At 75.4% G+C, this 26,481-nt stretch carries 25 protein-coding genes; 14 read left to right on the forward strand and 11 right to left on the reverse strand.

All coding sequences use genetic code 11. The features are described 5' to 3' along the window. Window positions 1-5: 5 nt before the first annotated feature. The 6 genes from KDY119_RS02415 to KDY119_RS02440 all read right to left on the reverse strand — a co-directional run bounded on the left by KDY119_RS02415 (window position 6) and on the right by KDY119_RS02440 (window position 5,656). Window positions 6-566, reverse strand: coding sequence for a GNAT family N-acetyltransferase (locus tag KDY119_RS02415; protein ID WP_051136844.1), 561 nt, complete (start codon window positions 564-566; stop codon window positions 6-8). Window positions 567-590: 24 nt separating this feature from the next. Then, window positions 591-1,733: a hypothetical protein gene (locus tag KDY119_RS02420; protein WP_036953788.1), complete on the reverse strand. Its 1,143-nt coding sequence runs from the start codon at window positions 1,731-1,733 to the stop codon at window positions 591-593. Between the two features lie 200 nt (window positions 1,734-1,933). Continuing rightward, complete coding sequence (locus KDY119_RS02425) at window positions 1,934-2,575, reverse strand: response regulator (RefSeq protein ID WP_036953785.1); 642 nt, start codon at window positions 2,573-2,575, stop codon at window positions 1,934-1,936. Then, entirely contained in the window at window positions 2,572-3,852 is a 1,281-nt protein-coding gene (locus KDY119_RS02430; RefSeq protein ID WP_194174316.1) for a sensor histidine kinase, read from the reverse strand. The genes KDY119_RS02425 and KDY119_RS02430 overlap by 4 nt, the downstream gene beginning before the upstream one ends. Before the next feature lie 83 nt (window positions 3,853-3,935). Then, the gene (locus KDY119_RS02435; RefSeq protein WP_051136842.1) at window positions 3,936-4,745 is read right to left on the reverse strand and encodes an ABC transporter permease; all 810 of its coding nucleotides are present in this window, start codon (window positions 4,743-4,745) and stop codon (window positions 3,936-3,938) included. After that, window positions 4,742-5,656, reverse strand: coding sequence for an ABC transporter ATP-binding protein (locus tag KDY119_RS02440; protein ID WP_153021877.1), 915 nt, complete (start codon window positions 5,654-5,656; stop codon window positions 4,742-4,744). Before KDY119_RS02440 ends, KDY119_RS02435 begins: the two co-directional genes overlap by 4 nt. Window positions 5,657-5,786: 130 nt before the next feature. On the opposite strand from KDY119_RS02440, the gene KDY119_RS02445 reads away from it, so the two are divergent. After that, on the forward strand, window positions 5,787-6,941 hold the full coding sequence (locus KDY119_RS02445; protein WP_227994483.1) for a sensor histidine kinase: 1,155 nt from the start codon (window positions 5,787-5,789) through the stop codon (window positions 6,939-6,941). Beyond that, window positions 6,938-7,588 carry a response regulator gene (locus tag KDY119_RS02450; RefSeq protein ID WP_322619646.1) on the forward strand — a complete coding sequence of 217 codons (651 nt, stop codon included), beginning with the start codon at window positions 6,938-6,940 and terminating at the stop codon, window positions 7,586-7,588. The genes KDY119_RS02445 and KDY119_RS02450 overlap by 4 nt, the downstream gene beginning before the upstream one ends. Window positions 7,589-7,671: 83 nt before the next feature. Here the strand turns inward: KDY119_RS02450 and acs are convergent, their stop codons facing one another. Beyond that, complete coding sequence (gene acs, locus KDY119_RS02455; RefSeq protein WP_153021879.1) at window positions 7,672-9,765, reverse strand: acetate--CoA ligase; 2,094 nt, start codon at window positions 9,763-9,765, stop codon at window positions 7,672-7,674. A 117-nt stretch (window positions 9,766-9,882) separates the two neighbouring features. On the opposite strand from acs, the gene KDY119_RS02460 reads away from it, so the two are divergent. Continuing rightward, window positions 9,883-10,494: a class I SAM-dependent methyltransferase gene (locus tag KDY119_RS02460; RefSeq protein ID WP_036953765.1), complete on the forward strand. Its 612-nt coding sequence runs from the start codon at window positions 9,883-9,885 to the stop codon at window positions 10,492-10,494. 321 nt (window positions 10,495-10,815) lie between these two features. Here KDY119_RS02460 and KDY119_RS02465 read toward each other — a convergent pair whose 3' ends face one another. Beyond that, entirely contained in the window at window positions 10,816-11,622 is an 807-nt protein-coding gene (locus tag KDY119_RS02465; RefSeq protein WP_051136841.1) for an HAD family hydrolase, read from the reverse strand. Window positions 11,623-11,717: 95 nt separating this feature from the next. On the opposite strand from KDY119_RS02465, the gene KDY119_RS02470 reads away from it, so the two are divergent. The 8 genes from KDY119_RS02470 (at window position 11,718) to KDY119_RS02505 (ending at window position 17,604) form a co-directional block, all read left to right on the forward strand. After that, window positions 11,718-12,542 carry a pilus assembly protein FlpE gene (locus KDY119_RS02470; protein WP_153021880.1) on the forward strand — a complete coding sequence of 275 codons (825 nt, stop codon included), beginning with the start codon at window positions 11,718-11,720 and terminating at the stop codon, window positions 12,540-12,542. Continuing rightward, entirely contained in the window at window positions 12,539-13,696 is a 1,158-nt protein-coding gene (locus KDY119_RS02475) for a TadA family conjugal transfer-associated ATPase (protein ID WP_227994486.1), read from the forward strand. The genes KDY119_RS02470 and KDY119_RS02475 overlap by 4 nt, the downstream gene beginning before the upstream one ends. Further along, window positions 13,693-14,337 carry a hypothetical protein gene (locus KDY119_RS02480; protein WP_153021881.1) on the forward strand — a complete coding sequence of 215 codons (645 nt, stop codon included), beginning with the start codon at window positions 13,693-13,695 and terminating at the stop codon, window positions 14,335-14,337. The genes KDY119_RS02475 and KDY119_RS02480 overlap by 4 nt, the downstream gene beginning before the upstream one ends. Before the next feature lie 20 nt (window positions 14,338-14,357). Continuing rightward, window positions 14,358-14,996 carry a type II secretion system F family protein gene (locus KDY119_RS02485; RefSeq protein WP_227994487.1) on the forward strand — a complete coding sequence of 213 codons (639 nt, stop codon included), beginning with the start codon at window positions 14,358-14,360 and terminating at the stop codon, window positions 14,994-14,996. A 113-nt stretch (window positions 14,997-15,109) separates the two neighbouring features. Then, entirely contained in the window at window positions 15,110-16,375 is a 1,266-nt protein-coding gene (locus KDY119_RS02490) for an MFS transporter (RefSeq protein WP_153021883.1), read from the forward strand. Between the two features lie 104 nt (window positions 16,376-16,479). Beyond that, window positions 16,480-16,791 (forward strand): DUF4244 domain-containing protein, encoded by a 312-nt coding sequence (locus KDY119_RS02495; protein WP_036953758.1) that lies wholly within the window; start codon window positions 16,480-16,482, stop codon window positions 16,789-16,791. 10 nt (window positions 16,792-16,801) lie between these two features. After that, window positions 16,802-17,161: a TadE family type IV pilus minor pilin gene (locus KDY119_RS02500; RefSeq protein WP_153021884.1), complete on the forward strand. Its 360-nt coding sequence runs from the start codon at window positions 16,802-16,804 to the stop codon at window positions 17,159-17,161. Further along, the gene (locus KDY119_RS02505) at window positions 17,158-17,604 is read left to right on the forward strand and encodes an Rv3654c family TadE-like protein (protein ID WP_227994488.1); all 447 of its coding nucleotides are present in this window, start codon (window positions 17,158-17,160) and stop codon (window positions 17,602-17,604) included. Before KDY119_RS02500 ends, KDY119_RS02505 begins: the two co-directional genes overlap by 4 nt. Window positions 17,605-17,625: 21 nt before the next feature. On the opposite strand, the gene KDY119_RS02510 is transcribed toward KDY119_RS02505, so the two are convergent. Further along, window positions 17,626-19,533, reverse strand: a complete 1,908-nt coding sequence (locus tag KDY119_RS02510; protein WP_194174318.1) for an acyltransferase family protein — start codon at window positions 19,531-19,533, stop codon at window positions 17,626-17,628. Window positions 19,534-19,725: 192 nt separating this feature from the next. On the opposite strand from KDY119_RS02510, the gene KDY119_RS02515 reads away from it, so the two are divergent. Genes KDY119_RS02515 through KDY119_RS02525 form a run of 3 tightly spaced genes read left to right on the forward strand, consistent with a single transcriptional unit; the run spans window position 19,726 to window position 22,159 of the window. Next, on the forward strand, window positions 19,726-20,241 hold the full coding sequence (locus KDY119_RS02515; protein WP_194174320.1) for a hypothetical protein: 516 nt from the start codon (window positions 19,726-19,728) through the stop codon (window positions 20,239-20,241). Further along, window positions 20,238-20,918, forward strand: coding sequence for a response regulator transcription factor (locus tag KDY119_RS02520; RefSeq protein ID WP_153021887.1), 681 nt, complete (start codon window positions 20,238-20,240; stop codon window positions 20,916-20,918). Before KDY119_RS02515 ends, KDY119_RS02520 begins: the two co-directional genes overlap by 4 nt. Further along, a complete protein-coding gene (locus KDY119_RS02525; RefSeq protein WP_036953755.1) occupies window positions 20,915-22,159 on the forward strand; it encodes a sensor histidine kinase in 1,245 nt (414 codons plus the stop codon). Before KDY119_RS02520 ends, KDY119_RS02525 begins: the two co-directional genes overlap by 4 nt. 249 nt (window positions 22,160-22,408) lie before the next feature. On the opposite strand, the gene KDY119_RS02530 is transcribed toward KDY119_RS02525, so the two are convergent. Then, window positions 22,409-25,105, reverse strand: coding sequence for a DEAD/DEAH box helicase (locus KDY119_RS02530; protein ID WP_153021888.1), 2,697 nt, complete (start codon window positions 25,103-25,105; stop codon window positions 22,409-22,411). A gap of 150 nt (window positions 25,106-25,255) precedes the next feature. Then, a complete protein-coding gene (locus KDY119_RS02535; protein WP_036953753.1) occupies window positions 25,256-26,470 on the reverse strand; it encodes an amidohydrolase in 1,215 nt (404 codons plus the stop codon). Window positions 26,471-26,481 lie beyond the last annotated feature (11 nt).

Genomic DNA, 26,481 nt, shown 5'->3' on the forward strand with positions numbered 1-26,481 from the left:
TTCCATCACGATTCGCTGTGAAGATGATCCCCCTGGGGAGGGACTTCGCCCGCTCCGACGCCCACCCGACGGTAGTAGACAACGGTGGCGTGGAGCGTCCCGTCCGTCTGGACCGAGAACCCGGGGATCGCGCCCACCCGCCGATACCCCGACCGGACGTACAGGTGCTCGGCATCGCTGCCCTCGTTCGTGTCGAGGACGAGGAGCGACCGTCCGGCCGTCCGGGCCCCCTCCTCGACGGCGCCCAGCAGCGTCCGCGCGAGACCGCGCCGTCGGGCACGCGGGTGCACCAGTACCTTGACGACCTCGGCCCGGTGCCGCCCGTTCTCCTGGGCGGCGAGCATCAGCGACGCCGTCCCGACGATCCGACCCGCCTCGTCGCGAGCCACCCACGTCCGGGTCGACCCGTCGGAGAGGAACCCGCCCCACCACGCGGCAGCGGCCTCCGGCCCGGGCGGCGCGACCCACCCCACGCTGGCCCCGTCCGCCACGCAGGCGACCAGGACGTCGGCGAGCTGCGCGACGTCGTCGGAGGTGGGGGCAAGGAGAGGCTCGGCGCCGGTCATGACGCCGAGCCTACGGGTGGCGGCTCAGCCGCGGTGGCACACCTGGCAGGTTCCGCGCCGGCGCAGCCAGTACGCGTAGGTCGCCGCGCCGAGCAGGACGCTCCATGCGGGCCACAGGAACGCCGGTCCGAACGACGCGACACCGCCGTGGCCGAGGTGCAGGTCGCCGTCGACGAGACCGGCGATGAGCGTGAGCCCGGCGGGCATCACGGCGACCGCGACGATCGTCGCCGGGACGACCGCGAGAGAGACGGGCACCCGACGGCCCGCGAGGCCGAGGGCCCACCGGGGGAACCGCTCGCCCCAGCGCTGCGTGAGGCCGAGCGTGAGGATCGCGCCGACGACGGCGAACCCGCCGAGCCCGAGGGCCGCCAGCGAGGCGCCCGAGTCACGCATGCCCTGGATCTCGTCCTTGCTCAACCCGAGCGACAGCCCGGCCACCCACGCGAGCCGCGTCGTGGCGTAGACGACGGGGACCAGAGCCGCGGCGATGGTGGCGACGCGCCCCCAGCGTGCGGCGCCGGCCGGCGTCGTCCAGGCAGGGTCCCGGCCGTCGCTGCGGCGCCCGCACGGCGCGCACGCGGCTCGGGACGCCCGGTCGAACCGGACCAGCGCCACGGCGAGGAGGGCCCCACCGACCAGCGCCGCCGTCTGGAAGGTCGAGACGCCGGTCACCATCTTGTGCAGCAGCGCGTCCCGGAACCGGTCGTCGAACGGCGCCAGGATCAGCAGGATCGGGAGGTAGCCGAGCCGCGCGAGCACCGTGAGGTCGGTCAGCGCGAGGACGCCGGCCAGCACCACGCCGCCCGCGGCGTCGACCGTGATCCGCACCCGCCGGGACGCGGCGCTCACCGCCGCGACCGGTGCCCGCAGGCACGCCAACGCGACCAGCGCACCCACCACTGCCAGCACCCCGATCCACAACGTCAGGTCGCGCGCGTCCACGTGTTGGAGCGGGACGCCGATCTCGCCGCTCGCGTCGCCCACGGGCAGCGTGCGCCCGGACAGTGCGACGACGAGCGTGACCGTGGCCGCGGCGGCCCACCACCCCGCGGCGACACGGGCGACGACGGCGCCGCGCCCGGTGCGCAGACGGTCCGGGGTCGCCGTCGTGCGGGCGGGGTCGGGCGGGACGGTGCGGGTGGGGGAGGGAGTCCGTGTGCTCATGTCTCGACCCTCGTCGCGACGGCTCCTCGCCGGATCACCCCTGCCAGGGAACCCGGCGCGGTGGGCGTCCCCCGTGCGGGTGAGCGGGCGTCGTCGGCCCCCTTCTGGTGCCGAGCACGCGATCTCCGCCCGACGAGAACGGGCTCTGCACCCGTCCGGCGGAGCGGACGGACGCAGAGCCCGTGTTCGGCACAGGGGGGTCAGCCGGGGACGACGAACCCGGACGCGTACGCCCGGACGACGGCCTGGGTCCGGTCCCGGACGCCCAGCTTCGCGAGGACGTTCGCGACGTGCGTGCGGACGGTCTCGACGCCGAGGAACAGGTCGTCCGCGATCTCCTGGTTCGAGAGCCCGGTCGCGACGAGCCGCAGCACCTCGGCCTCGCGGTCGGTGAGCCGGGCCTCCGCGCGCAGGTCGCCCGACGGCGTCCGGCCGACCGCGAGCCGGCGCACCGTCGCGGGGACCACGAGCGAGTCCCCCCGCGCGACGACGCGCACCGCGTGCACGATCTCCTCGGGGCGGGCGCGCTTGAGCAGGAATCCGTGCGCACCCGCCGCGAGCGCGTCGAGGACGTGGTCGTCGTTCTCGAACGTCGTCACGACGAGGACGCGGGCGTCGGGGTACCGGGCGAGCAGCGCGCGGAGCGCCGCGATGCCGTCCACGTGGGGCATCCGGACGTCCAGGAGCAGCACGTCGGGCCGCGCGTCGGCGACGAGTGCGAGGACCTCCGAGCCGTCGCCGGCCTCGCCGACGACCGCCAGGTCGTCCTCGGAGTCGATGATGGCGCGCAGGCCCGCCCGGACGAGGGACTCGTCGTCGACGAGGGCGACGCGGGTCGTCATGGTGCCTCCGGGAGACGGAACGTGGCGCGGACCGCCCATCGTGCACCACCGGCGGGATCGGGCTCGGGTCCCACGCCGAGCCGCCCCCCGAGCGCCTCCACGCGCGCCCGGATGCCGGTGACGCCCCGGCCGCCGGCGGTGCGGCTCCGCGACCGGGCCCCGTCCGTGCCGCCGACGAGCGCGTTCGCGACCTCGACCACCAGCGTGCCTCCGTCGCAGGTCGCACGGACCGCGACGGCCGCGCCGGGCGCATGCCGGACGGCGTTCGTCACGGCCTCCTGCACGACGCGGTACGCCTCGTGGGAGACGGCGCGCGGCAGCGCCGCCTGCCCGCCCGGCAGCCCGTCGAACGCGACGTCGGTCCCGCCCGCTCGCACCTGGGCGACGAGGGCGGGGACGTCGTCGAGCGTGCCGGGGGTGCGGCGGGTGTCGGGTACCGGTGTGCTCGGGTCGGCGCGGAGCAGCCCGAGGACGTGGTCGAGGTCGGCGAGCGCGGACCGCCCGGTCTCCTCGATCGCGGTGAGCGCCCGTCGTGCGGCGTCGGGGTCGCGGTCGAGGCTGCGGGCGGCCGCGGCCGCCTGGAGGGTCGTGACGGTGAGGGCGTGCCCGACGCTGTCGTGGAGCTCCTGCGCGAGGCGGCTGCGCTCGGCGAGGCGGCGGCCGCCGGCCTCGAGCTCGGCGATCCGCTCGGCCTGGTCGGGGCCGAGGAGCGCGGGCGCGGCCTGGCGCAGCACGGCGGCGCTCACGACCGTGACGAGGGGGACCGCCAGGACCATCGCGGCGGCGATCGCGACCAGGGCGGGCGCGGGCATCGAGGGCCACGGCAGCGGCGAGTCGTCGCCGAGGACGTCGAGGCCGGCCGCGCCGAGGCCGAGCTGGAGCGCGACCGGGATCAGGATCACGAGCCCGCCCACGACGGCGCCGCCGAGGAGCAGGTGCAGCCCGTACCAGCAGGCGGCGCGCCACCGGGTCGCGGGGGTCGGAGTGCCGGACGGGACGGGGACGTCGACGTCCAGGAACGTGCGGACCGCCAGGACCTCGAGCGTCCGGACGGACGCGAGGAACGGCGGGACGGCGCCCAGCACGGCCGTCACGGCGGCCAGCACGGCGACCGCGACGAACGGGTTCTCCGGGCGGGACAGCATCGTCACGAAGGCCTGCGCGAGCAGGACGTACGCGGCCGCGACGATGCCGCCGAGCAGCAGCAGGACGCCGGCGCGCGCGGTGCGCGCTCCCCACCGGGGGCGCGCGGACGACGGGTCGGGCGCGGTCGGCATCGTCACAGTCTGCCGACGACGACGGCCGCACGTCATCCCCCCAGCGGGTGGCGTGCGGCCGTCGTCGGGCCGGGGCACGGGTGCTACTTGACCTCGGAGCGCAGCACGCGCCAGGTGCCGATCGCCCCGGGCAGCACGATCCACAGGAGCACGCCCGTACCGATGTGCGCCCAGTCGGAGCCTGTCATGGCATCGGTCCCGTAAAGCGTCGAGCTGGACTGGTTGAGGTCGAACCAGATGATCTTGTCGCTGAGGCTGCTCCAGATGCCGCCGACGATGCTGATCAGGGTCGGAACCAGGAAGTACGCGACGATGGCGAGCGCCGAGTTGAGCAGCGCGGCGCCGAACGCGAGGCCCCACGCGACCCCCAGCACGAACGCCAGCAGGACGCGGCCGAGGATGCCGACGCTGACGTCGGCCCACGGGTCGCCCGCACCGCCGACGAGCGCGAGGACGGCGGCCGGGATCGCGGCGACCGCGATGGCCCCGAGCGCGAACAGGAGCGCGGCGACGACCTTCGCGGCGAGGACGCGGCCCCGGTGCGGGGTCAGGGTGAACGTGACGAGCGCGGTCCGCTGACCCCACTCGGAGCAGATCAGCAGGATGCCGAGGACCGGGAGCATGAAGCTCAACGGCACCGAGGCGACGCCGAGCAGGTTGAAGAACGTCCGGTCGTCCTTGTCGCCGAACACGGACACGCCGACCATGACCGCGACGGCGACCACGCCGATGATCGCGAGCAGCCACGTCCCGGCACGCGTGTCGCGCATCTTGCGCATCTCGACGCGGATCAGGCGGGTCAGGGGGATCGGGCGGGTGCCGCTGACGTCGAGGACGTCGGGGGCGGCGCCCCCGAGCGCAGGTGAGGCGTTGCTGGTCGAGATGGCGGTCATGCTGCTGCTCCTTCGTGGGTCACGGTCTCGCGCGCGTCGGACGCGGTGAGCTGGAGGAACATCTCCTCCAGGCCGGCGCCCTCCGCGGGGCGCAGCTCGACGAGGACGACGCCCGCCGCGGCGGCCGCCCGGCCGATCGCGACCGGCTCGGCCTCGGTGCGCAGCCCGCCGTCGCCGGACGGGGCCGCGGAGATGCCGGCGTCGGCGAGGACCTTGGCGAGCAGCGCAGGGTCCTCGGCGCGGGCGAACGTCCCGGCCGTGCGCAGCAGCTCGTGCTTGGCGCCCTGCGCGACGATCTTGCCGCGGCCGATCAGGACCATGTCGTCGGCGATCATCTCGACCTCGTGCAGGAGGTGCGAGGACAGGAGCACCGTGCCGCCCTCGGCCGCGAAGTCGCGCAGGAGGCCGCGCATCCAGTGGATCCCGGCAGGGTCGAGCCCGTTCGCGGGCTCGTCGAGGATGAGGACCGACGGCTTGCCGATCAACGCGTTCGCGATCCCGAGGCGCTGCCGCATGCCGAGCGAGTAGTTCTTCACGCGACGCTTGGCCTCCGCCGGCGTGAGCCCGACCGTCTCGAGCATCTCGTCCACGTGGGACTCCGGGAGCCCCATCGTCATCGCCGTGATGGTGAGGACCTCGCGGCCCGTCCGGCCGGCGTGCTGCGCCGACGCGTCGAGCAGGATGCCGACGTGGCGACCCGGGTTGGGGATGTCGGCGTACCTGTGCCCGCCGATCGTGGCGACACCGCGGTCGGGGAGCGTGAGCCCGGCCATGATGCGCATGCTCGTGGACTTGCCGGCGCCGTTCGGGCCGAGGAAGCCCGTCACCCGGCCCGACCGCGCGACGAACGAGACGTCGTCGACGGCGGTGAAGCCCCCGTACCTCTTGCTCACGTTCTCGAAGCTGATCATGGACCCAGCCTCGCCCGGCGTGGTGGGGCGGCACATCGGCCCACAGGCTGGACCTACCCGATACCAAAGTCTGACGTCGCCGAGACCTGGGGCCGCTGCCGCGCGTCGGGCACGCTCCTACAGTGTTGACGTGCCCGCCGCCCCCGACCAGTACGCCCCGCCGCTCACGCGCTGGGGGCAGACGTGGCGGTTCGGGCTCGCGCTGCTCGCGTCGGCGCTGGTCTGGTCGCAGGCGGCGGACGCGGAGGCGAGCCATCGGATCTGGGTGTTCTGGATCGACCTCGCCCTCGGCCTCGCGTCGTTCGTCCTCGTCGTCCACCGCCGGAGGCGTCCCTTCGCCATCGCCTTCCTCCTCGCCTGCTTCGGGATGCTGTCCGCGTCGTCGGTGGGGCCGGCGTCGCTCGCGCTCGTGTCGTTCGCGACCCGCCGGGACGTGCCCCGGCTCGTCGTCGTCGGCGTCGTCAGCGCCGCGTCGGGCCTCGTCTTCAACCTCGTGGTGCCGCACACGACCGACGACTCCTGGTGGGTCAACCTCGTCATCGCCGTCCTCCTGACCGGCGCCCTGGTCGTGTGGGGCATGTACGTCGGGTCGAGGCGTGAGCTCCTCTGGTCGCTCCGCGACCGAGCCGACCAGGCCGAACGCCAGCAGGAGCTGCAGGTCGAGCGGGCGCGTGCCCTCGAGCGCGAGCGGATCGCCCGCGAGATGCACGACGTCCTCGCCCACCGCATCTCGCTCGTCAGCATGCACGCCGGAGCCCTCGCCTACCGGACGGACCTGCCGCCCGAGCAGGTCCGGGAGACCGCGGCGCTGATCTCCTCGACGTCGCACGAGGCGCTCGTCGAGCTGCGCGAGGTGCTGGGGGTGCTGCGGGAGACCGAGCCCACCCGGCCCCAGCCGACGCTCGTCGACCTGCCGGGGCTCGTCGACGAGGCGAGCGCCGGCGGCGCGCGCGTCCGGCTCGACGTGACCCTGCCCGACGACGCCCCGGTGCCCGACCGCATCGGGCGCACCGTGTACCGGCTGGTCCAGGAGGCCCTGACCAACGCGCGCAAGCACGCGCCGGGCTCGCCCGTGTCCGTCGAGGTGGGCGGAGCGCCGGACGGCTGGCTGCACGTCCTCGTGCGCAACGGCCGCAACGGGCTCGCCGACCCGGCCACGGCCACCGGGGCCGGGCTCGGGCTCGTCGGGATGCGTGAGCGCGTCGAGCTCGCGGGCGGTCGGCTCGAGGTCCGGGAGGACCCCGGGGCGTTCGTGCTGGAAGCATGGCTGCCGTGGCAGCAATGATCCGCGTCGTGCTGGTCGACGACGACCCCCTCGTCCGCAGCGGGCTCGGGCTGATCCTCGGGGGTGCCCCCGACCTGGAGATCGTCGGGCAGGCCGACGACGGCCGCGCGGCGCTCGCGCTCGTGGCGGAGCAGCGGCCCGACGTCGTGCTCATGGACATCCGGATGCCCGTGATGGACGGGATCGAGGCCACCGCTCGCCTGCGGTCGGTGCCGACGCCGCCGCGTGTCATCGTGCTCACGACGTTCGGCGCCGACGACCACGTCGTCCGGGCGCTCAGCGCCGGGGCCGCCGGGTTCCTGCTCAAGGACACGCCGCCCGCGGACATCGTCGAGGCCGTGCGCCGGGTCGCCGCGGGGGAGCCGATGCTCTCGCCCGCCGTCGTCCGGACGCTCATCGAGCGGGTCACGAAGGAGCAGGAGCCGGGCCGCAGCGCGCAGGCGCGCGAGCGGCTCGCGTCGTTGACGGACCGGGAACGGGAGATCGCGGAAGCCGTCGCCCGGGGGCTCAGCAACGCCCAGATCGCATCCGAGCTGTACCTGAGCGTGCCGACCGTGAAAGCGCACGTCGGGCACGTGTTCACCAAGCTCGGCGTCGACAACCGGGTCCAGGTCGCGATCTGCGTCCTCGACGCGGCGGGGAGCTGACGGGCGGCATCTCCCGAGACGGGCGAATCCGTTCTCCAGAGGGGTGCTGAAGAACGGACTCGCCCGTCTCGACGTCGAGGAGGTCAGTCCTCCGACGAAGCCGCGGGGCCCGCGAGCCCGGCCGAGATGAGGTCCATCACGGACGAGTCGGCGAGGGTCGTCGCGTCGCCGACGGTGCGGTTCTCGGCGACGTCGCGCAGCAGGCGGCGCATGATCTTGCCGGACCGGGTCTTGGGGAGCTCCGGGACGACGAGGATGCGGCGCGGCTTCGCGATGGGCCCGATCTCCTTGGCGACGTGGTTGCGCAGCGCGGTCTGGACCTCGGCCGAGCCGTCCTCGGTCGCCGCCTTGTCGGCGTGCTCGCCGCGCAGGATCACGAACGCCACGACCGCCTGGCCGGTGGTCTCGTCCGCGGCGCCCACGACGGCGGCCTCCGCGACGATCTCGTGCGACACGAGCGCCGACTCGATCTCCGTGGTGGACAGCCGGTGCCCGGACACGTTCATGACGTCGTCGACCCGGCCGAGCAGCCAGATGTCGCCGTCGTCGTCCTTCTTGGCGCCGTCGCCCGCGAAGTAGATGCCGGGGAACCGGGACCAGTAGGTGTCCTTGTAGCGCTCGAGGTCGCCCCAGATGCCGCGCAGCATGGACGGCCACGGCTCGGACAGGACGAGGTACCCGCCGCCGCCGTCCGGGACGGAGTGCGCCTCGTCGTCGACGACGTCCGCGACGATGCCGGGCAGCGGGACCTGGGCGGAGCCGGGCTTGGTCGCGGTGACCCCCGGCAGCGGGGAGATCATGATCGCGCCGGTCTCGGTCTGCCACCACGTGTCGACGATGGGGGCCTTGTCGCCGCCGATGACGCGGCGGTACCACATCCACGCCTCGGGGTTGATGGGCTCGCCCACCGAGCCGAGGACGCGCAGGCTCGACAGGTCGAACTTCGCGGGGATGTCCTCGCCCCACTTCATGCAGGTGCGGATCGCCGTCGGGGCCGTGTAGAGGATCGAGACCTTGTACTTCTCGATCAGCTCCCACCAGCGGCCGCGGTGCGGGGTGTCGGGGGTGCCCTCGTAGATGAGCTGGGTCGCGCCGTTGATCAGCGGGCCGTAGACGACGTACGAGTGGCCCGTGACCCAGCCGATGTCGGCGGTGCACCAGTAGACGTCGGTCTCGGCCTTGAGGTCGAACACGTTCTTGTGCGTGAACGCGGCCTGCGTGAGGTAGCCGCCGGTCGTGTGGAGGATGCCCTTCGGCTTCCCCGTCGTGCCCGACGTGTACAGGATGTACAGCGGGTGCTCGGCCTCGACCCAGACGGGCTCGTGGCGTACGTCGGCGGACTCGAGCGCGTCGTCCCACCAGACGTCGCGGCCCTCCGTCCAGGCGGTGTCCTGGCCGGTGCGCCTGACGACGAGGACGTGCTGGACGCTCTCGGCGCCCTCGCCCTCGAGCGCCTCGTCGACCGCGGGCTTGAGGGCCGACGGTGCGCCGCGCCGGTAGCCGCCGTCGGCGGTGATCACGAGCTTGGCCTCGGCGTCGGCGATGCGGCTGCGCAGGGCGTCCGCCGAGAATCCGCCGAACACGACGGAGTGCGGCGCGCCGAGACGGGCGCACGCGAGCATCGCGACGACGGACTCGACGAGCATCGGGAGGTAGATGACGACCCGGTCGCCCGACTCGACGCCCAGCGCAGCGATCGCGTTCGCGGCCCGTGAGACGTCGCGCTGCAGGTCGGCGTAGGTGACGGTGCGGGTGTCGCCGGGCTCGCCCTCGAAGTGGATCGCGACCCGGTCGCCCAGGCCTGCCTCGACGTGCCGGTCGACCGCGTTGTACGCGGCGTTGAGGGTGCCGTCGGCGAACCAGCGCGCGACGGGCGCGTCGGACCAGTCGAGGGTCTGGGTGAACGGGGTCTTCCAGGTGAGCAGGTCGTTCGCCTGCTCGGCCCAGAACGCGAGCCGGTCGGCGCGCGCCTCGTCGTACATCGCCGCCTTGGCGTTCGCCTGGGCGGCGAACTCCGGGCTCGGCGGGAAGCTCCGGGTCTCCGTGAGCAGGTTCTCGAGGCTCGAGTTCTCGGGCACGTCGTCCTCCGTTTTCGCATCGACTCTGGTGCGGTCGTCGTCCCGCGAGCGTAGTGCGCCCGGGCGACGGCGGTCACGTCGCCAGCACTGTACTCGCATTCGGACGGGCCGGTTGCAAATCGCCGACGGCGGCGTCCCCGCGGGTCAGGAGGCCGAGGATCCGCGGTCCCGCCCTGCGGGCGGCACGTGTGCAACCGTGGCGAGAAGATGGCTGCCATGGGCTGGTGGAACGACCAGGTGGTCGCGCGGGCCGAGACGCGGGTGCTCGCGTCGCACCTGCTCGTGCCGTACCGCGAGCGCGCGTGCGCGGGGCTGGCGGGGACCGTCCTCGAGATCGGGTTCGGCGCGGGCTTCAACGTCCCCCTCTACCCGTCCGCCGTGCGGCAGGTCCTCGCCGTGGACCCGTCCGACGTCGGGTGGCGGCGGTCGGAGGGGCGGCGGGCGTCGTCGTCGGCGCAGATCGACCGGGTGGGCCGTGACGCGCAGGCCGTCCCGGTCGACGACGCGAGCGTCGACGCCGCCCTGTCGACGCTCACGCTGTGCACCGTCCCCGACCCGGTGGCGGTGCTGCGCGAGGTCGAGCGGGTCCTGCGCCCCGGCGGGACGTTCCACCTGCTGGAGCACGGCCTGTCCGACGACGCCCGCGTCGCGGGCAGCCAGCGCCGGCACACGCGGTGGTGGTCGCACGTCGCGGGCGGGTGCCACCTGGACCGGGACGTCCCGGCACTCTGCGAGGCGGCGGGGCTGCGGGTGGTACGGATGGAGTCGTCGGACGCGGGCCGACCGCGCGCGTGGGCGCACGTCTACGAGGGGGTCGCGGTGGCCTGAGTCGCGGCAGCTCGGACACGAACGCGGCGCCCCCGGACCGGGGACGCCGACGTCGCCAGCGCTGCGAGGCGGGGATCAGGCGCCGTGTCGTCGAAGCCGTCGCGACGGGTGGCCGTGGAACGTGTCCTGGCGTCCCGGTCGACGTGTCACGTAGACGGACAGGTCGGGCGTGGGTCCCGCTCCCGCACTGTGGTGCTGTCCCTCAATGGGACGCCGTCGAGGCGCGGAACTCAACCCGGGGACCGGGTGGACGCACGAACGTGCACACCGTGTTCGAGCGCACACGGTGTTCGACCGTTGCCCGGGCCTCCGGGTGCACCCTCAGGCGCTGCGACGGCGCAGCGCCCGCCAGACGACGGCGCCCACCCCCGCGAGCGTCACGGCCCCGGCCACGGCGAGCGCGGGCCGAGAGGTGAGGGCTGACCGGAGGGTCACGGCACGCCCGAACGCGAGGACCCCCCAGCCGCGTTCGAGGGCGGCCGCGCGCAGCGCCCGGTCGGGGTTTACGGCGAACGCGTGCCCGACGGCGCCCAGCATCGGCAGGTCGGTGATCGAGTCCGAGTAGGCGTAGCTGGCGTCGAGGTCGTAGCCGCGCCGGGCGGCGAGCTCGCGGATCGCCTCGCCCTTGTGCTCGCCGTACGCGTAGAAGTCGATCTTGCCGGTGTAGTGGCCGTCCACGATCTCCATCCGGGTCGCAACGTACCCGTCCGCGCCCAGCACCGCGGCGATCGGCTCGACGAGCTCCGACGCCGACGCCGACACGATGATCACGTCGAGCCCGGCGTCGTGGTGGCGGCGGATCAGCTCGACGGCCTCCTGGTAGACGTGGGGGTTGATCGTCGAGTCGAGGGCGTCGGCGACGATCTCCTTGACCTTGGCGACGTCCCACCCGGCGACGAGGGCGCTGAGCTGGGCGCGCAGGCGTTCGGTCTGGTCGGCGTCGGCGCTCCCGACGAGGTACAGGAAGTGCGCGTAGGCGCTGCGGAGGGCGTCGACGCGCGAGACGAGGCCGTGCGTGTAGAAGTCGCGGGCGAACGCCGAGGTGGAGGTCGTCGCGATGATCGTCTTGTCGAGGTCGAAGAACGCCGCCGCTGCCGCTTTCGTCACGATGCGAGGGTATCCGTGCATCGACCGCCGACCACAGGGCGAAGCGCGGGGGATTCTGTGCACATCCGTGCGCCGACCTGGGAGGCGGCGGGGCCGCCTGGGTCACGCTGTGGCGCATGGTGCTCGCTCCCGGAACCGTCTCGCCGTCGCTCGACCGGCCCTCCTCGGCGCGCGGGGAGCCCGGCGGCGGGCTCGTCCTCGCCGTCGCCGGGGCGGTCGGAGGGGCCGGCGCGTCGAGCCTGGCCGTCGCGCTCGCGGTGGCCGCGCGCGACGGCGCCGCCCTCGTCGACCTCGCGGGCGGGGGCGGGATCGACGTCCTGCTCGGACTCGAGGGGGCCGAGGGTGCGCGCTGGCCCGACCTCGCGGCCGCCCGCGGGGACGTCGACCCCGACCTGCTGGTCTCCTCGCTCCCGCACCGACGCGGCGTCAGCGTGCTGAGCGCCGACCGCCGGCGTCCCGGGCCGCCCGACGGCGCGGTGGTCGCGGACGTGCTCCGCGCCCTGGGTCGACGGCGCCGGACGGTCGTCGTGGACGCCGGCCGGGGTGAGGTCCCGGACGCGGCGACGCACGTGGTGCTCGTCGTGCCGCTGACGGTGCCGGGCCTCGCCGGCGCCCTCGCGTGGCGCGCCGCACGGACGGGCGCGCCCGCGGCCGCCACGGAGCCGGTCGAGCTCGTGGTGACGTGCGGGCCCGCGCCCGGACGTCTCGCTCCCGACGACGTCGCGACCGCCCTCGGGGTGCCCGTCGCCGGGCACGTCGGCCGGGTCCGCGGGGCGCGAGCCGCCGTCGAGCGGGGGGACGGACCACCCGTCGGGCACGGCACCGCACTGCGCCGTGCGGCCGCGAGGGTCCTGGACGCGGCCGCCGCGCGCACGGCGGGTCCCGGTGCGGCCGGCGGGTGGGCCGCGACCGGCCGTCGGGCCGTGCGGACGGGCCGGTGAGCGTGGACGCGCCGCCGGACGGGGAGCTCGTCGCGCAGGTGCGCGCGACGCTCGGGGACGCCGGGGGCACGCCCACGCTCGGCGACGTCGAGGACGCGCTGCGCCGCAGCGGACGGGTCGTCGGGTCACGGGTGCTCGCCGGGCTGGCGCGGCAGGTTCGCGCCGAGCTCGTCGGGGCGGGCGCCGTCCAGCCGCTCCTCGACGACCAGGACGTCACCGACGTCCTCGTCAACCCCGACGGCACTGTGTGGTTCGACCGCGGCGCGGGCCTCGTCCGCTGGGCCCACCGCCTTGCCGGGCCGCGGGACGTGCGGGCGCTCGCGGTCCGGCTCGCGGCGGCGTCGGGGGCGCGGCTCGACGACCAGCAGCCCAGCGTCGACGCGCGCCTGACCGACGGGACACGGCTCCATGCCGTCGTCGCGCCGCTGTGCGAGGACGGCGCCGCGATCTCGCTGCGCACGCACCGGCCGCGCTCGTTCACGCTCGACGAGCTCGTCGCCCGTGGGGCGTTGCCCTCCGCCTGGGTGCCGGTGCTCGCGGGGCTCGTGCAGCGCCGCGCGAACGTCCTCGTGTCCGGGGCGACCGGCACGGGCAAGACGACGCTGCTCGCCGCGCTCCTCGGGCTGGTCCCCGGGTCCGAGCGGGTGGTCTGCGTCGAGGAGGCCCGCGAGCTCGCGCCCGGTCATCCGCACGTCGTGCACCTGTGCACCCGGCGCGCGAACGTCGAGGGGTCGGGGGCGGTGGGGCTCGACGAGCTCGTGCGCAACGCGCTCCGCATGCGGCCCGACCGGATCGTCCTGGGCGAGTGCCGCGGCGTCGAGGTCCGGGACGTGCTGCTCGCGCTCAACACCGGGCACGACGGCGGCATGGCCACCGTGCACGCCAACACCGCCGCCGACGTGCCGGCCCGGCTCGAGGCGCTCGCCGCGCTCGCCGGGCTCGGCCGCGACGCGGTGGCCGCGCAGGCCGCGAGCGCCCTCGACGTCGTCGTGCATCTGCGCCGCGACCCGGTGACGCGGGTGCGGTACGTCGCGGAGCTGGGGGCGGTGGGCCGCGACGGGCGCGGCGAGCTCGTCGTCGAGTCGGCGGCGACCTGGGACGGCGGTGCGAACGTCCCGCGGCGGGGCCCGCGGTGGGAGGTGGTCGCGCCGTGACGGCGGTGCTCGTGGGGGTGCTGGTCGCGGTCGCGGCCCGCGCGCTGCTCGGGCGGCCCGGACGTGGGGCGGAGGTGCTCGTCGGCGCGATGGCGTCGAGGACCGGTCGTGCCGTCCTGCGACGCCGACGCACCGGCGCAGGGACGGGCGACGCGGTGGTCGTGGTGACGCAGGTCGCGGCCCTCCTGCGGTCGGGGCTGCCGCCGGGCCGCGCGTGGGACGCCGTCGGGGTGCGGTGCGACCCCCAGGGTGTCCCCGACACGGGGGACGCCGCCCGTGTCCTCGGGGCGCCGCGCGTCGTGCCCGCCGTGGTCGCGGGGGTGCGGCTCGCCCTCGAGGTGGGGGCGCCGCTCGCCGCCGTGCTCGACGACGTCGTCGAGGCGACCCTCGCCGAGGACGCTGCCCGGGTCGCTCGCGAGACGGCGCTCGCCGGGCCACGGGCCACGGCGCGCGTCCTCGCGTGGCTGCCGGGCGCGGGGCTGCTGCTCGGGTTCGCGCTCGGTGCCGACCCGGTCGGCGTGCTGCTCGGAGGCGGGATCGGGACGCTCGCGCTCCTGGGCGCGGGGGTGCTCGTCCTCGTCGGGCGCCGGTGGACGGGCGCGCTCGTCCGGGCAGCCCGGGCGGCGGGGGAGGAGACGTGAGCGGGGCGGGGGTCGGTGTAGTGACCGCCGTCCTCGCGCTCGCGGGGCTCGCGCCGTGGTGGGTGCGGGGCGACGTGGCCCTGGGGCGGGCGAGAGCGCTGGTCGGCGGCGTGCCCGACGGCGCCATGCCGGGTGTCGCTGCTCCGGCCGGCCGGGTCGACGGTGAGGTGGTGCTGGCGCTCGTCGCTGCCGCGTGCCGGTCGGGGGCGAGCGTCGTACGGGCCCTCGACGCGGTGGGTACGGCGCTCGCCGGACCGGACGGGGACGCGCTGCGTGCCACGGCATCGCGGCTCGCGCTCGGGGGCGGGTGGGACGACGCGTGGTCGGCGGACGGGCCGGCGCCACGCGGTCGCCTCGCGCGCGGCGCGGGCCGCGGTGGACCGGACCCGGACCGACGGCCCGGGGGGCTCGGCGTGGCGCACGTGGTCGGCGACGCGCTCCGCCCCACGTGGGAGCACGGCTCGCCGCCCGAGCCGGCGCTGCGGGCGGCCGCCGACCGGCTCCGTCGCGACCGGGCCGAACGATCCGCGACGGCGGCCGGCCGTCTGGGGGTCCGGCTCGTCCTCCCGCTGGGGCTCTGCTACCTGCCCGCTTTCGTCCTCGTGGGGCTCGTGCCGGTGCTCGTCTCGTACGGCGTCGGGCTGCTGCGGAGCGGGTGAAGCGCGGGAGCGGTGCGCCTCGGAAGGCCTGGTATCCAGCCGATCCTCCTCAGACGTCTCACATCGTGAGCGCAAACGTATCGCTGCACGGACGACGGGTGTAGACAAGGGGAATGACCGCGCCGACCCTCGAGACCCCCGCCGCCGAGCACCCCTACTGGCGCCGGAACCTCGTGGTCGCCACGGCCGGAGCGTTCACCACGATCGTCGCCATGACGCTCCTCGTGCCCTTCCTGCCGGTGTTCGTGCGGGAGCTCGGGGTCGAGAGCGACGCGGCCGTCGTGCGCTGGTCCGGCATCGCGTACGGGGCGTGCTTCCTGACGGCCGCACTGACCGCGCCCCTCTGGGGCAGGCTCGGCGACCGGTTCGGCCGCAAGTCGATGCTGGTCCGGGCCAGCCTCGGGATGTCCGTGGCGATCTCGCTGCTCGGGTTCGTCCAGACCGTCGACCAGCTCGTCGCGGTCCGGCTGCTCGTCGGCGTCCTCGGCGGCTACGCGTCGGGCGCCACGATCCTCGTCGCCGCGCAGACCCCGTCCGACCGGAGCGCGTGGGCGCTCGGGATCGTGTCGTCCGGGGTGCTCGCCGGCAACGTCGTCGGGCCGCTCGTCGGCGGGTTCGTGCCCGCCTGGGTCGGGGTGCGGCCCACCTTCCTCGTCGCCGGCGGACTGATCTTCCTCGCGTTCCTCGCGACCCTCTTCCTGCTCCGCGAGGACCGGCAGGTCACCCGCGCGCCGCGCACCCGCGAGCGCCGTCGGTCCGGGGTGTGGGCCCAGGTCGACCACCGGGGCGCCGTCCTCGTCCTGCTCGCCACCTCGAGCCTGCTGCTGCTCGCGACGATGTCCATCGAGCCCGTCGTCACCGTCTACGTCTCCGACCTCGGCCAGCGCACCCACGCCGCCGGTGTCGCCGGCATCCTCCTCGCCCTCACCAGCGTGGGCAGCATCCTCGCGGCGCCTCGCGTCGGACGGTTCGCCGACCGCGTCGGGCACGTGCGCGTCGTCGTCGGGTGCCTGCTCGCGGCCGGGCTGCTGGCGTTCGTGCAGGCCGTCGTGACGAACGTGGTCGAGCTCGGGGTGGCGCGCGTCCTGCTCGGGGTGAGCCTCGGCGGGCTGCTGCCGTCCGTGACCGCGGCGGTCAGGCACCTCGCCCCGCCGGACGCCGTCGGCGGCCTCCTCGGCTACGGCGTGTCGGCGCAGTACGTGGGCCAGGTCGCCGGACCCGTGCTCGGGGGGATCGTCGCCGCGCAGCTGGGGCTCCGGTCCGTGTTCGTGGCGACCGGGGTCGTCCTGCTCGCCGCGGGCGCTCTCAACCTCGTCGCGCTCCGCCGTGCCGAGGCCCCGGCCCCCGCCGTCGGGGCGCCACCCACAGTGCCCGCCTGACCGGCGTCGTGCACAGCGGCGGGTCACCCGCACGCAGGGGGTGCGGGCGACCCGCCAGTCTGGCCGTCCCGCGGCACGCCGTGCCGCCCGACGGAAGGACACCCATGCACGCCCTCCACACCCCACCCGCGCGCCGGCGACCGGCAGCCCTCGCCGCACGTCGCTCCCGCGCCGCCCTGGCGACGCTGGCGACGGCCGCCCGTGCCTGGCTCGATCGCACCCGCACCCGACTCGTCCGCCCCACGGCGGGCCCCCTGCGCACCGCCGGCCGCGAGGCCGGGATGGCGACCGCCGAGTACGCCATCGCGACCCTCGCAGCCGTCGGCTTCGCCGGGCTGCTCCTCGTGATCCTCAAGTCCGCCGAGGTGCGAGGACTGCTCCTCGGCATCATCAAGTCCGCGCTGTCGGTCGGCTGAGGCGGGCACCATGCCGGGACGAGCACTCGGGCGTGAGCGGGGGAGCGTCACCGCCGAGCTCGCCGTGGCGCTGCCCGCGGTCGTCGTCGTGCTGGTGCTCGTCCTCACGGTCGGCGCGGCGTCCGTCGCGCGGCTGCGCGCGGTGGACGCCGCGACGGCCGCCGCCCGCAGCGCAGCGCTCGGTGAGGACACCGCCGCCCAGCGGACCGCCGCGGTGCGGGTCGGCGGGACCGGCACCTCCGTCCGGCTCGCGCACGACGGCGACTGGGTGACCGCCGACGTCGAGGTCCCGGTCGTCGGGCGGCTGGGTCCCTTCGGCGGCGTGCCCTTGCGGGCGACGGGACACGCCGTCGCGCGGGTCGAGCCGTGAGCTCGGCCGCCGCGTCCGGCCGCCGCTCGCGCCCGACCGAGGACCATCGACGTGCGGTGGCGGGCCCGTGCGAGCGCGGGTCCGGGACCGTGCTCGTCCTGGGGCTCGTCGCCGTCGTCGTGCTGCTCGGGACGGTGCTCGCCGGCCTCGGCCAGGCGCAGGCGGCGCGCTCCGGAGCCCAGGGCGCCGCGGACCTCGCGGCGGTCGCGGGTGCCGACGCGCTGCGGCACGGCGAGGACGCGTGCGCCGTCGCCCGCGTGGTGGCGGCGCGCAACGGCGGGACGGTCGACGCGTGCGCCGACGAGGGAGGCGGAGTGCTTCGGGTCGAGGTGCACCGCGCCGCGCCGGGGGTGGCCCGGCTCGTCGGGTCGGGCGCGCGGGCGACGGCAGCCGCCCGCGCCGGCCCGGCCTCCGCGCGAGGAAGCCGTGCGGCGGCGTCGTGAGCCCGGCACCTCGACGCGTCGTCAGCGCCGCCCGTCGACCGCCCGCAACGTCGAGGCGAGGGTGTCCGCGTAGAGGCGGGCGCCCGTCGGGCCGGGGTGTATCCCGTCCGGACCGAGCGCGTGGGGATCGCTCCGTACGGCCGCGTACCAGTCGCTCACGAACGTGCGGGGGTGGTGTCGAGCGAACGCCCGCAGCTGGTCGTTGTCGGCGTCCTGCCAAGGACGTGGGACGAAGACGGTCACGAGCACCAGCAGCCGCCTCGGCCCCACTGCCGAGCGGAGCTCGTCGAGCGTGCCGCGGCCCAGGTACCCGTTCGTCCCGAGCCCCACGACCACCACGTCCCCGAGCCGGCCCTCGCGCGCGAGCCGTCGGACCACGTCGGGGCCGCGCTGCGGCATCCGGGACACCTCGGCGTCGACCTGCACCCCGGGGAACGTGCGGAGCAGCGCGGGAGCGGAGGCGAGCATGACCGAGTCCCCGACCGCAGTCACGCGGTCGCCGTCGGGCAGCCGCCCGGCTGCTCGGCGGTGCTCCTTCCGCGCCGGTGGGGAGGACGTGCCGCGAGGAGGCGCGGAAGGTCCGGCGGGTGTCGTCTCCCGTGTCCTGGTCGGCGAGGGCAGCGGTGCGTCGCTCGAGGTCGCGGCTGCCTCGGCGAGGGCCCTCTCGCCGGCGGCGACCTGACTCGCCGCGGCGGTCGTCGTCGGTCCGCTCACCCCCGCCATGACCGAAGCAACGGCTGCGACGGCGACGCCCACGACCACGGCCGTGGGGCGCAGACCGCCACGGACCGGGGCCACCCCAGCCCTGCGGGCACCGCGCCCGACGAGACCCGGCACCCTGCGGTCCAGGAAGGGACGCTCGACGAACCGCCACGAGAGCCCGGCGAGCACCAGGGTGAGGACGACGGTCAGGATCGCCACGAGCAGGGTCCGCGGACCCGGTCCGGGCTCGTCGAGCCGGGAGCGCAGCACGACGAGCAGCGGCCAGTGCCACAGGTAGATGCCGTAGGAGCGCCGGCCCAGCCAGCGGAGCGCCGACGACGAAAGGACGCGGTTGACGGGAGTGCCGGTCCGCGAAGCCGAGGCGACGAGCGCCGCGGTGGTCACGGCGACGACGGGCAGGCCCAGCACGGTGCTGGTTCCGTCGCCTCCCCGGAGACGGAGGAAGAGCCACACGAGAGCGGCCAGTCCGGCGAGACCCACGACCGCGCTGGTCCCGCGTGCCGGCGGCCGAGAGGACGCTTCGGCGCGTCGCGCGGGCCGGGCGTCCGCTCGCTGCGCGAGGGCGAGCGCCGCCCCGGCGAGCAGCCCGAACGCGTGGGTGTCGGAGCCGTAGTACGCACGGCTGACGCCCGACCTCGCCGTCACGACGGCGGCCGTGACCGCAGACACGAGTGCGAGCGCGAGCACGGTGCGGGCCCGTGCCGAGGGCCGCCTGACGACGGCCACGACGACGGTGAGCACGAACGGCCACACGAGGTAGAACTGCTCCTCGACCGCCAGCGACCAGAGGTTCTGGAGGACGGGCGGCGAGCCCTGGGCGAAGTAGTCGCTGCCGTCGGCCACCAGCGTCCAGTTGCTCGTGAAGGTCAGCGCGGAGAGAAGCTGTCGGCCCCAGCCCACGGCCGGGTCGCCGCGCAGGACGAGCAGGAGCGACCCGCAGACCAGCAGCATCGCGACGAGCGCCGGCAGGATCCTGCGGGCGCGACGCAGCCAGAACCGGCCGAGCAGGATCTGGCCCCTCAGCTCGCGCTCCACGAGGAGCTGTCGCGTGATGAGGTAGCCGCTCAGCACGAAGAACACGTCGACCCCGGCGTACCCGCCGGGCAGCAGGGTGGGGTCGAGGTGGAAGACGACGACCGCGACGACGGCGACCGCCCGCAGCCCGTCGAGGGGTGCGAGCCGGCGTGAGGACGAGGGTGCGTGCACGGTCTGCTCCGGGGGATGTCGAGCCGGCGCCTGATCGGGTGTCGGCCCCTGCACGGTAGGAGGCTCTCCGGGCGCTCCTCGCTCGCCACAGGGCCCTGCCACCGAACTGCCACGGAGCTGCGACGCGCATGACACGCAGCACTGCCTACGCTCGGTCTGCGGCCCGGTGGGCTGACCACGGAAGGAGGCGGAATGACGATCCCAGGAGCCCGCAGACGGCTCAGTCGGGGGCTGGTCGCGGTGCTCGTGACCGCGCTCGCGGCGCTCGTCGCGCTGACCGGGGCGGCGTTCCAGCTCTCGCGCAGCTACGCGGACGACGCCCCGCACGTGAGCGTGCTCGCGACGTCCACCCTGCGCGCCGAGAGGGCCTACCTCGTCGACTGCTCGCACCAGCCCGTGTTCCGTCCGACGAGCTTCACGGTGACCTGCGGTGACGCCAACGCGGCGATCGAGTCGGTCGACTGGTCGCGGTGGACCACGGCAGAGGCGGAAGGCACGGCGACCTACGTCGAGAACGACTGTGACCCCTACTGCGCTGCCGGGCACCTGCGCGAGTACCCCGTCGAGGTCCGCGCGGACCGGGTCTCCAGGGACGGCTCAGCACACGTCTTCCGTCGGCTCGTGCTCACCTTCCCGGACCGGCATCCCGGGTGGGTGACCGGAGGACGCACGACGTTCGACGTCGACTTCCGTGAGTCGGGCGCGTGAGCGCGGAGGGGTGCCACGTCCTCCTCGTCGAGGACGACGTCGACGTGAGGGAGACGACGGCGCTGCTCCTCACCCGGCACGGCTTCCACGTCGGGACTGCCGTCGACGGGGTGGAAGGGGAGCGGGCGCTGCGGGAGGGCAGCTTCGACGTCGCCGTCGTGGACGTCGCGATGCCGCGGATGGACGGCCTGACCCTGACGCGGCGGGTGCGGGAGTGGTCCGACGTCCCGATCCTCCTGCTCACGGCGCGCGACCTCCCGGGCGACGTGGTCTCAGGGCTCGACGCGGGCGCGGACGACCACGTGGCCAAGCCGTACGACGGCGAGGTGCTTGCCGCGCGCGTGCGGGCTCTCGCGCGCCGGCCGGCGCGCCGGGGCGTGGTCGAAGAGGTCGGGGACGTCGTCGTGGACCGGGGCGCCCGCACCGTGGTGCGGGGCGGCGCACCCGTGTCGTTGAGCTCGACCGAGTTCCGGCTTCTCGAGCTCCTGCTCGACCATCGGGGGGCCGCGATCGAGCGTGCGGAGGCTCTGCGCCGCGTGTGGGGCGACGAGCAGTGGACGGACGCTCGCGTCGTCGACACGAACGTGAAGCGGCTGCGGGGGAAGCTCGGCGACGACGTGATCGAGACGGTGCGGGGGTTCGGCTACCGGCTGGTCGACGTCGGAGGGCGCGGATGACGCCGTGGTACCGGTCCATCCGCACGCGGATCGGGGCGGCCGTGGCACTGACGTCGCTGCTGTCGGCGCTGCTGCTCGGGCTCGCCGTGGACAGGTCGATCATGGTGGGCGGGCGGAACGCGCTGCGCGCGGAGGCGTTGCAGTCCCTTGCGGTCTCGGCCGCCGCGTACGACATTTCGGGCACCGTGCCGTCGTCGAGCTCGGTGGGGTCCGACGCGACGCGCCTGCCGCGCCCGCTGCGGGCGGCGCTGAGGCCGGGACGTGCGGTCACCTGGTTCGACGGTCACGACATGTGGGCCGCCCAGCGGCTCGAGGGTGGACGCGTCCTCAGCCTGCGCGCGCCGGGAGCAAGGCTGCTCGAGCAGCGTGCGTCGATGCACCGGACGCTCGGGGCGACGGCGGGTGGCGTGGTCCTGTTCGCACTCGTGGGTGGATGGGTGGTGGCGGGGTCCATCACGTCCCGGCTGCGGCGCGCGGCCAGAGCGGTGGGGGCAGGCTCCGGGGTGCAGGACGTCGTCGGCCGGGGCGACGGCGCCGCGCGGCTGCTCGGGTCGGGGCCTGGTCCGCGCGACGAGGTCCGCGAGCTGGTCGACCGGATCGACGTGCTGACCGGCTCGCTCGCGGCGCGCCTGGACCGTGAGCGCGCCTTCTCGGCCGACGTCGCGCACGAGCTGCGGACCCCGATGACGGCCCTCGTCTCGGCGGCCGAGCTGCTGCCTGACGGGCCGGAGGCAACCCTGGTACGGCGCCAGACGGTCCGTCTGCGCCGTCTGACCGACGACCTTCTCGAGCTCGCACGGGCCGAGCAGCCGGAGGTAGTCGTCCTCGAGCCTCGTGATCTCGCGACCGTGGTGCGGCGGATGGTGGAGGGGCAGGAAGGGGTCACCCTCTCGGTCGTCTCGTCGGACGTCGTCCGTACCGAGCCTCGGCGGCTCGAACGGGTCGTGCAGAACCTCGTCGCCAACGGTCTGCGGCACGGCGGGGGCGAGGTGCGGGTCGTGGTGGAGGGCCGTACCGTCCGCGTCGAGGACGACGGCCCCGGGTTCCCGGCCGAGCTGCTCCGCGACGGGCCACGCAGGTTCCGGTCGCTCGGAGCGGCGCCGGGTTCCGGCCTGGGGTTGAGCATCGTCTCGGCCCTGGCTGTCGGCCTCGAGGCACGGGTCGAGCTCGCGGGTGGCGAGAGAGGCGCCGTCGTGACCGTGCTCCTTCCGGGGGCGGCGCAGCGCGACGCGCGGGAGTGATGGGGGCGCCCCGGGTGGGAGGCCCCTGGTCGCGGCCGTCAGAAGTGCGTGCCGCCGTCGATACGGACCTCGGTGCCGGTGATGAAGCTCCCGTCGTCGCTGAGCAGCATGCCCACACGACGACGGCCTGCTCGCAGCCGTCGCGCCCGACGGCGACCCGTCGCTGCCGGCGCTGCGCGCTTCGGCTGCTACGTCGGCCATCCGCGTCGCCTACCGACCGTCCATCCGCGGAGCTCGCCCGCTCCGGTCTCAGCGGTCGGCGGGCTCAGCGGGCGCGAGCGCGAGCACCGCGTCGAGGAGGCGGAGCGCGCCGTGCTTGTCGAGGGGGTTGTTGTAGTTCCCGCACTTCGGGGACTGCACGCACGCGGGGCAGCCGTCGGTGCACGGGCACGATCGGATCGCGTCGCGGGTGGCGCGCAGCCACGTCGCGCCGAGGTGGTAGCCGCGCTCCGCGAACCCGGCGCCGCCCGCGAGACCGTCGTAGACGAAGACCGTCGCCCGCTCGGTGTCCACGTGCAGCGCAGTCGACACGCCACCGAGGTCCCACCGGTCGCACGTCGCGAGCAGCGGCAGCAGCCCGATCGACGCGTGCTCCGCCGCGTGCAGCGCGCCCGGGACGCCCTCGTCCGTGAGGCCGGCGCCCTCGAGGAGCGCGGTGGGGACCGACCACCACACCGCCGTCGTCGGCAGGGTGCGCTCGGGCAGGTCGAGGTCCTCGGTCGACAGGATCCGCAGGTCCGGAAGGTGCCGGCGCTGGAAGCTCACGACCTGGCTCGTCACCTCGACCGGGCCGTAGCCCCAGCGGACGTCACCGTCGGCGAGCCCAGCGTCACCGTCGGCGTCACCGTCTGCGCGGGGCGGCCCCGCCCACGTGCGAGCGAGGAGCGGCTCCTTGCTCGCGAGGCGGATGGTCGTCGTCGTGCGGGACCAGGTCCCGTAGTCGACGGTGCCGGGCTCCGCGATCGCGACCTCCAGCTCGCCTGACGGCCCGGCCTCGAGCGACGTCACGACGAACGTCCGCCCCTGGTGCACGTACACGGCGCCGGGATGGACCGTCCCGTCGGCCGACGCGGCGTCGACCGTGCCGAGCAGGCGTCCGGTCTCCGCCTCGACGACCCGCACGGGCGGCCCGCCCGACCCGCGCAGGTCCGCCATCGCGGCGGCGGAGCGCGCGTGCGTCCAGTACCACCCGGACGTCCGACGGCGCAGCGCACCCCGCGCCACCAGCACGTCGAGCAGCTCACGCAGATGGGCGGGGTCGCCGAACCTCGTCAGCTCGTCGGCGCGCAGCGGGAGCTCGGCGGCGGCCGCGCACAGGTGTGGCGCGAGGACGTACGGGTTCGAGGGGTCGAACACGGTCGCCTCGAGGGGTGCCTCGAAGATCGCCTCCGGATGGTGCACGAGGTAGGTGTCGAGGGGGTCCTCGCGCGCGACGAACGCGACGAGCCCCTCGGCACCGGCGCGCCCGGCGCGACCCGCCTGCTGCCACAGCGACATCCGGGTCCCGGGCCACCCGGCGACGAGGACCGCGTCGAGCCCCGACACGTCGACACCCAGCTCGAGGGCGTTGGTCGTCGCGAGCCCCCGCACGAGCCCGGTGCGGAGCGCGTCCTCGAGCTCGCGCCGCTCCTCGGGCAGGAACCCGCCGCGGTACGCGGCGACGGACGCGGCGGCTACCTCGCCGTCGCTCCCCGGCCCGCTCCCGAGCGCGTGCCGCAGGTGGTCCTGCGTCGCCGACGCGACGGACTCCGCACCCCGGCGCGACCGGGTGAACGCGAGCGTCCGCGCCCCGGACGCGACGAGGTCGGCGAGCAGGTGAGCGGCCTCGGCGGTCGCGGAACGGCGCGGGCGGTCGGCCGCGTCCCCGACGACGGCCGGTGCGTCGGGCTCGTCGACGAGCCCGAGATCGTCGTGCGCGGTCGGGTCGACGACGAGCGACTCGACGAGCGCCGCGTCGGCAGCCGCCCGCCCGGCGGGCGCCGCGTCGCCCGCATGCCGCAGCGCCGCGGCCGCCTCGAGCGGGTCGCCACCGGGCAGCTCGGGCGGCTCCCACAGGACGAACGTCTTGCGCCCGACGGGGCTGGCGTCGTCGTCGACCGTGAGCACGTCCTCGGGGGCGACGCCGATGAGGCGCGCCGCGGTCGCGGACGGGTCGGCCGTCGTCGCGGACGCCACGGCGAACGTCGGACCGGCCGCCCCCGGTGCGCCCGGGACCCGGGAGTAGTACGCGGCGAGCCGCCGCAGCCGACGCAGGACGAGGGCCACGTGCGCCCCGAACACCCCGCGGTACGCGTGCCCCTCGTCGACGACGACGTACCGCAGGCTCCGCAGCAGCCGGGCCCAGCGCTTGTGGTCGGGGAGCAGCGCGAAGTGCAGGAAGTCGGGGTTGGTGAGCACGACGTCGGCGTGCTCGCGGACCCACTGGCGTTCCTCGAAGCCGGTGTCCCCGTCGCAGGTCGCGACCCGCAGGTCGACCTTGGCGCCGCCGGCAGCCCGGCCGGACGCGTCGAGCACGCGCTCGAGCGCGGAGAGCTGGTCGGCGGCGAGCGCCTTCGTGGGGCACAGGTAGAGGACGGAGCCGCGTCGGGCGGCGGTCTCGATCCGCCCCGCCTCCAGCACCGAGGCGGCCGCCCGGTCACGAGCGTCCTCCCGCACGGCGGTCAGCGCCGGCAGCCAGAAGGCGAGCGACTTGCCGGACCCGGTCGACGTCGCCAGCGCCACGTGCCGGCGGTCGTGCAGGGCCTCGGCGGCGGTGGCCTGGTGCGCCCACGGCCGCTCGACGCCGAGCTCGCGGTACCCGGCGACGAGCTGCGGGTCGGCCCACACCGGCCAGTCGGCCCGCACGCCCTCGCGGGCCGGCAGCACCTCGACGTGACGCACCGACTCGGAGCGGCGACCCCCGCCGAGGAGCACGTCGAGCAGAGGGCTGGGGGCACCGTCGGGCATGGCCTCGACCCTACGTGAACCGGTATCCACGCCCAGCAACACCGAGCCCGCCCTGGTGCGGGCTCAGCGCCCGGTTCGCCCGCGTGCCGTCCGCGACACGCCGCACAGCCGGACCGCCGTGTGTTGCTGGGCGTTCAAAAAGCGCCGCCGTCAGTCGAGCCACTCCCGCGCCGCGACGACGAGCGCCTCGACCCCGTGCTCCAGCGTCGGGTGGAGCTGCGGCGCGAAGGACGGGGAGTGGTTGGAGGGGATGTCGCTGTCGAGCGTCCCGGCGGCGAACGCGGCGGCGAACCGTTGCGGGTCCTCACCGCCGAGCAGCCAGTACACGAGCGGCACGCCGGCCGCGGCGGCGAGCGCGGGGACGTCCTCGCTGCCGGTGATCAGGCCGGGGTCGGCGACACCCTGGTCGCCGAACGCGGCCCGGAACGCGGCGCCGGTGCGGGCGGTGGCGTCGGGGTCGTTCACGAGCGCCTGGAACGAGTAGCCGATCGTCACCTCGGGCTCGGCGGGTGCGCCCGCCGCGGCTGCTTCGCCGGCCACGATCCGTCGGACGGCCGCCAGGAGCCTCTCGCGGACCTCCGGCGTGTAGCTCCGGAGGCTCAGGCCCAGGGTGGCCTCGCCGGGGATGATGTTCTCCTTGGTCCCGGCGTGCACGGACCCGACCGTCACGACGGCCGTCTCCGTGGCGGCGATCTCCCGCGCGACGACCGTCTGCAGCCGCATGATCACCGACGCGGCCAGGACGACCGGGTCGACCGTCGTCTCGGGACGCGACCCGTGGCCGCCCCGCCCGAAGAGGCGCACCGTGAGCGCGTCGGCGCCGGCGAACGACGGTCCCGGACGCAGCCCGATCGTCCCCGCTGGCAGGGGCGTCACGTGCTGGCCGAGGACGACGTCGGGCCGGGGCGCGTGCTCGTACAGGCCGTCGTCGACCATCGCCTGGGCGCCGGTGCCGAGCTCCTCGGCGGGCTGGAACACGGCGACGACCGTCCCCGACCACGACGCGCGGTCGGCGACGAGCGCGTCGACGGCGCCGAGCAGGCAGGTCACGTGCACGTCGTGGCCGCACGCGTGCATGACCGGCACGTCCTCGCCGTCGGGGCTCGTGCCACGGGCCGTGCTGGCGTACGGGAGGCCGGTCTCCTCCTGGACGGGCAGGCCGTCCATGTCGGCGCGGAGCAGCACCGTGGGCCCGTCGCCGTTGGCCAGGACCCCGACGACGCCGGTCCCGCCGACCCCGTCGCGGACCTCGAGCCCGAGGGCGGTCAGGTGGTCGGCGACGATGCCGGCGGTGCGGTGCTCCGCGTACGAGAGCTCGGGGTTGCGGTGGAGGTCGGTGTAGATCGCCTCGAGGTCGAGTGCCATGGCGTGACAGT

The organism is Luteimicrobium xylanilyticum (genome assembly GCF_009429125.1).
Taxonomy (GTDB): Bacteria; Actinomycetota; Actinomycetes; order Actinomycetales; family Cellulomonadaceae; genus Luteimicrobium; species Luteimicrobium xylanilyticum.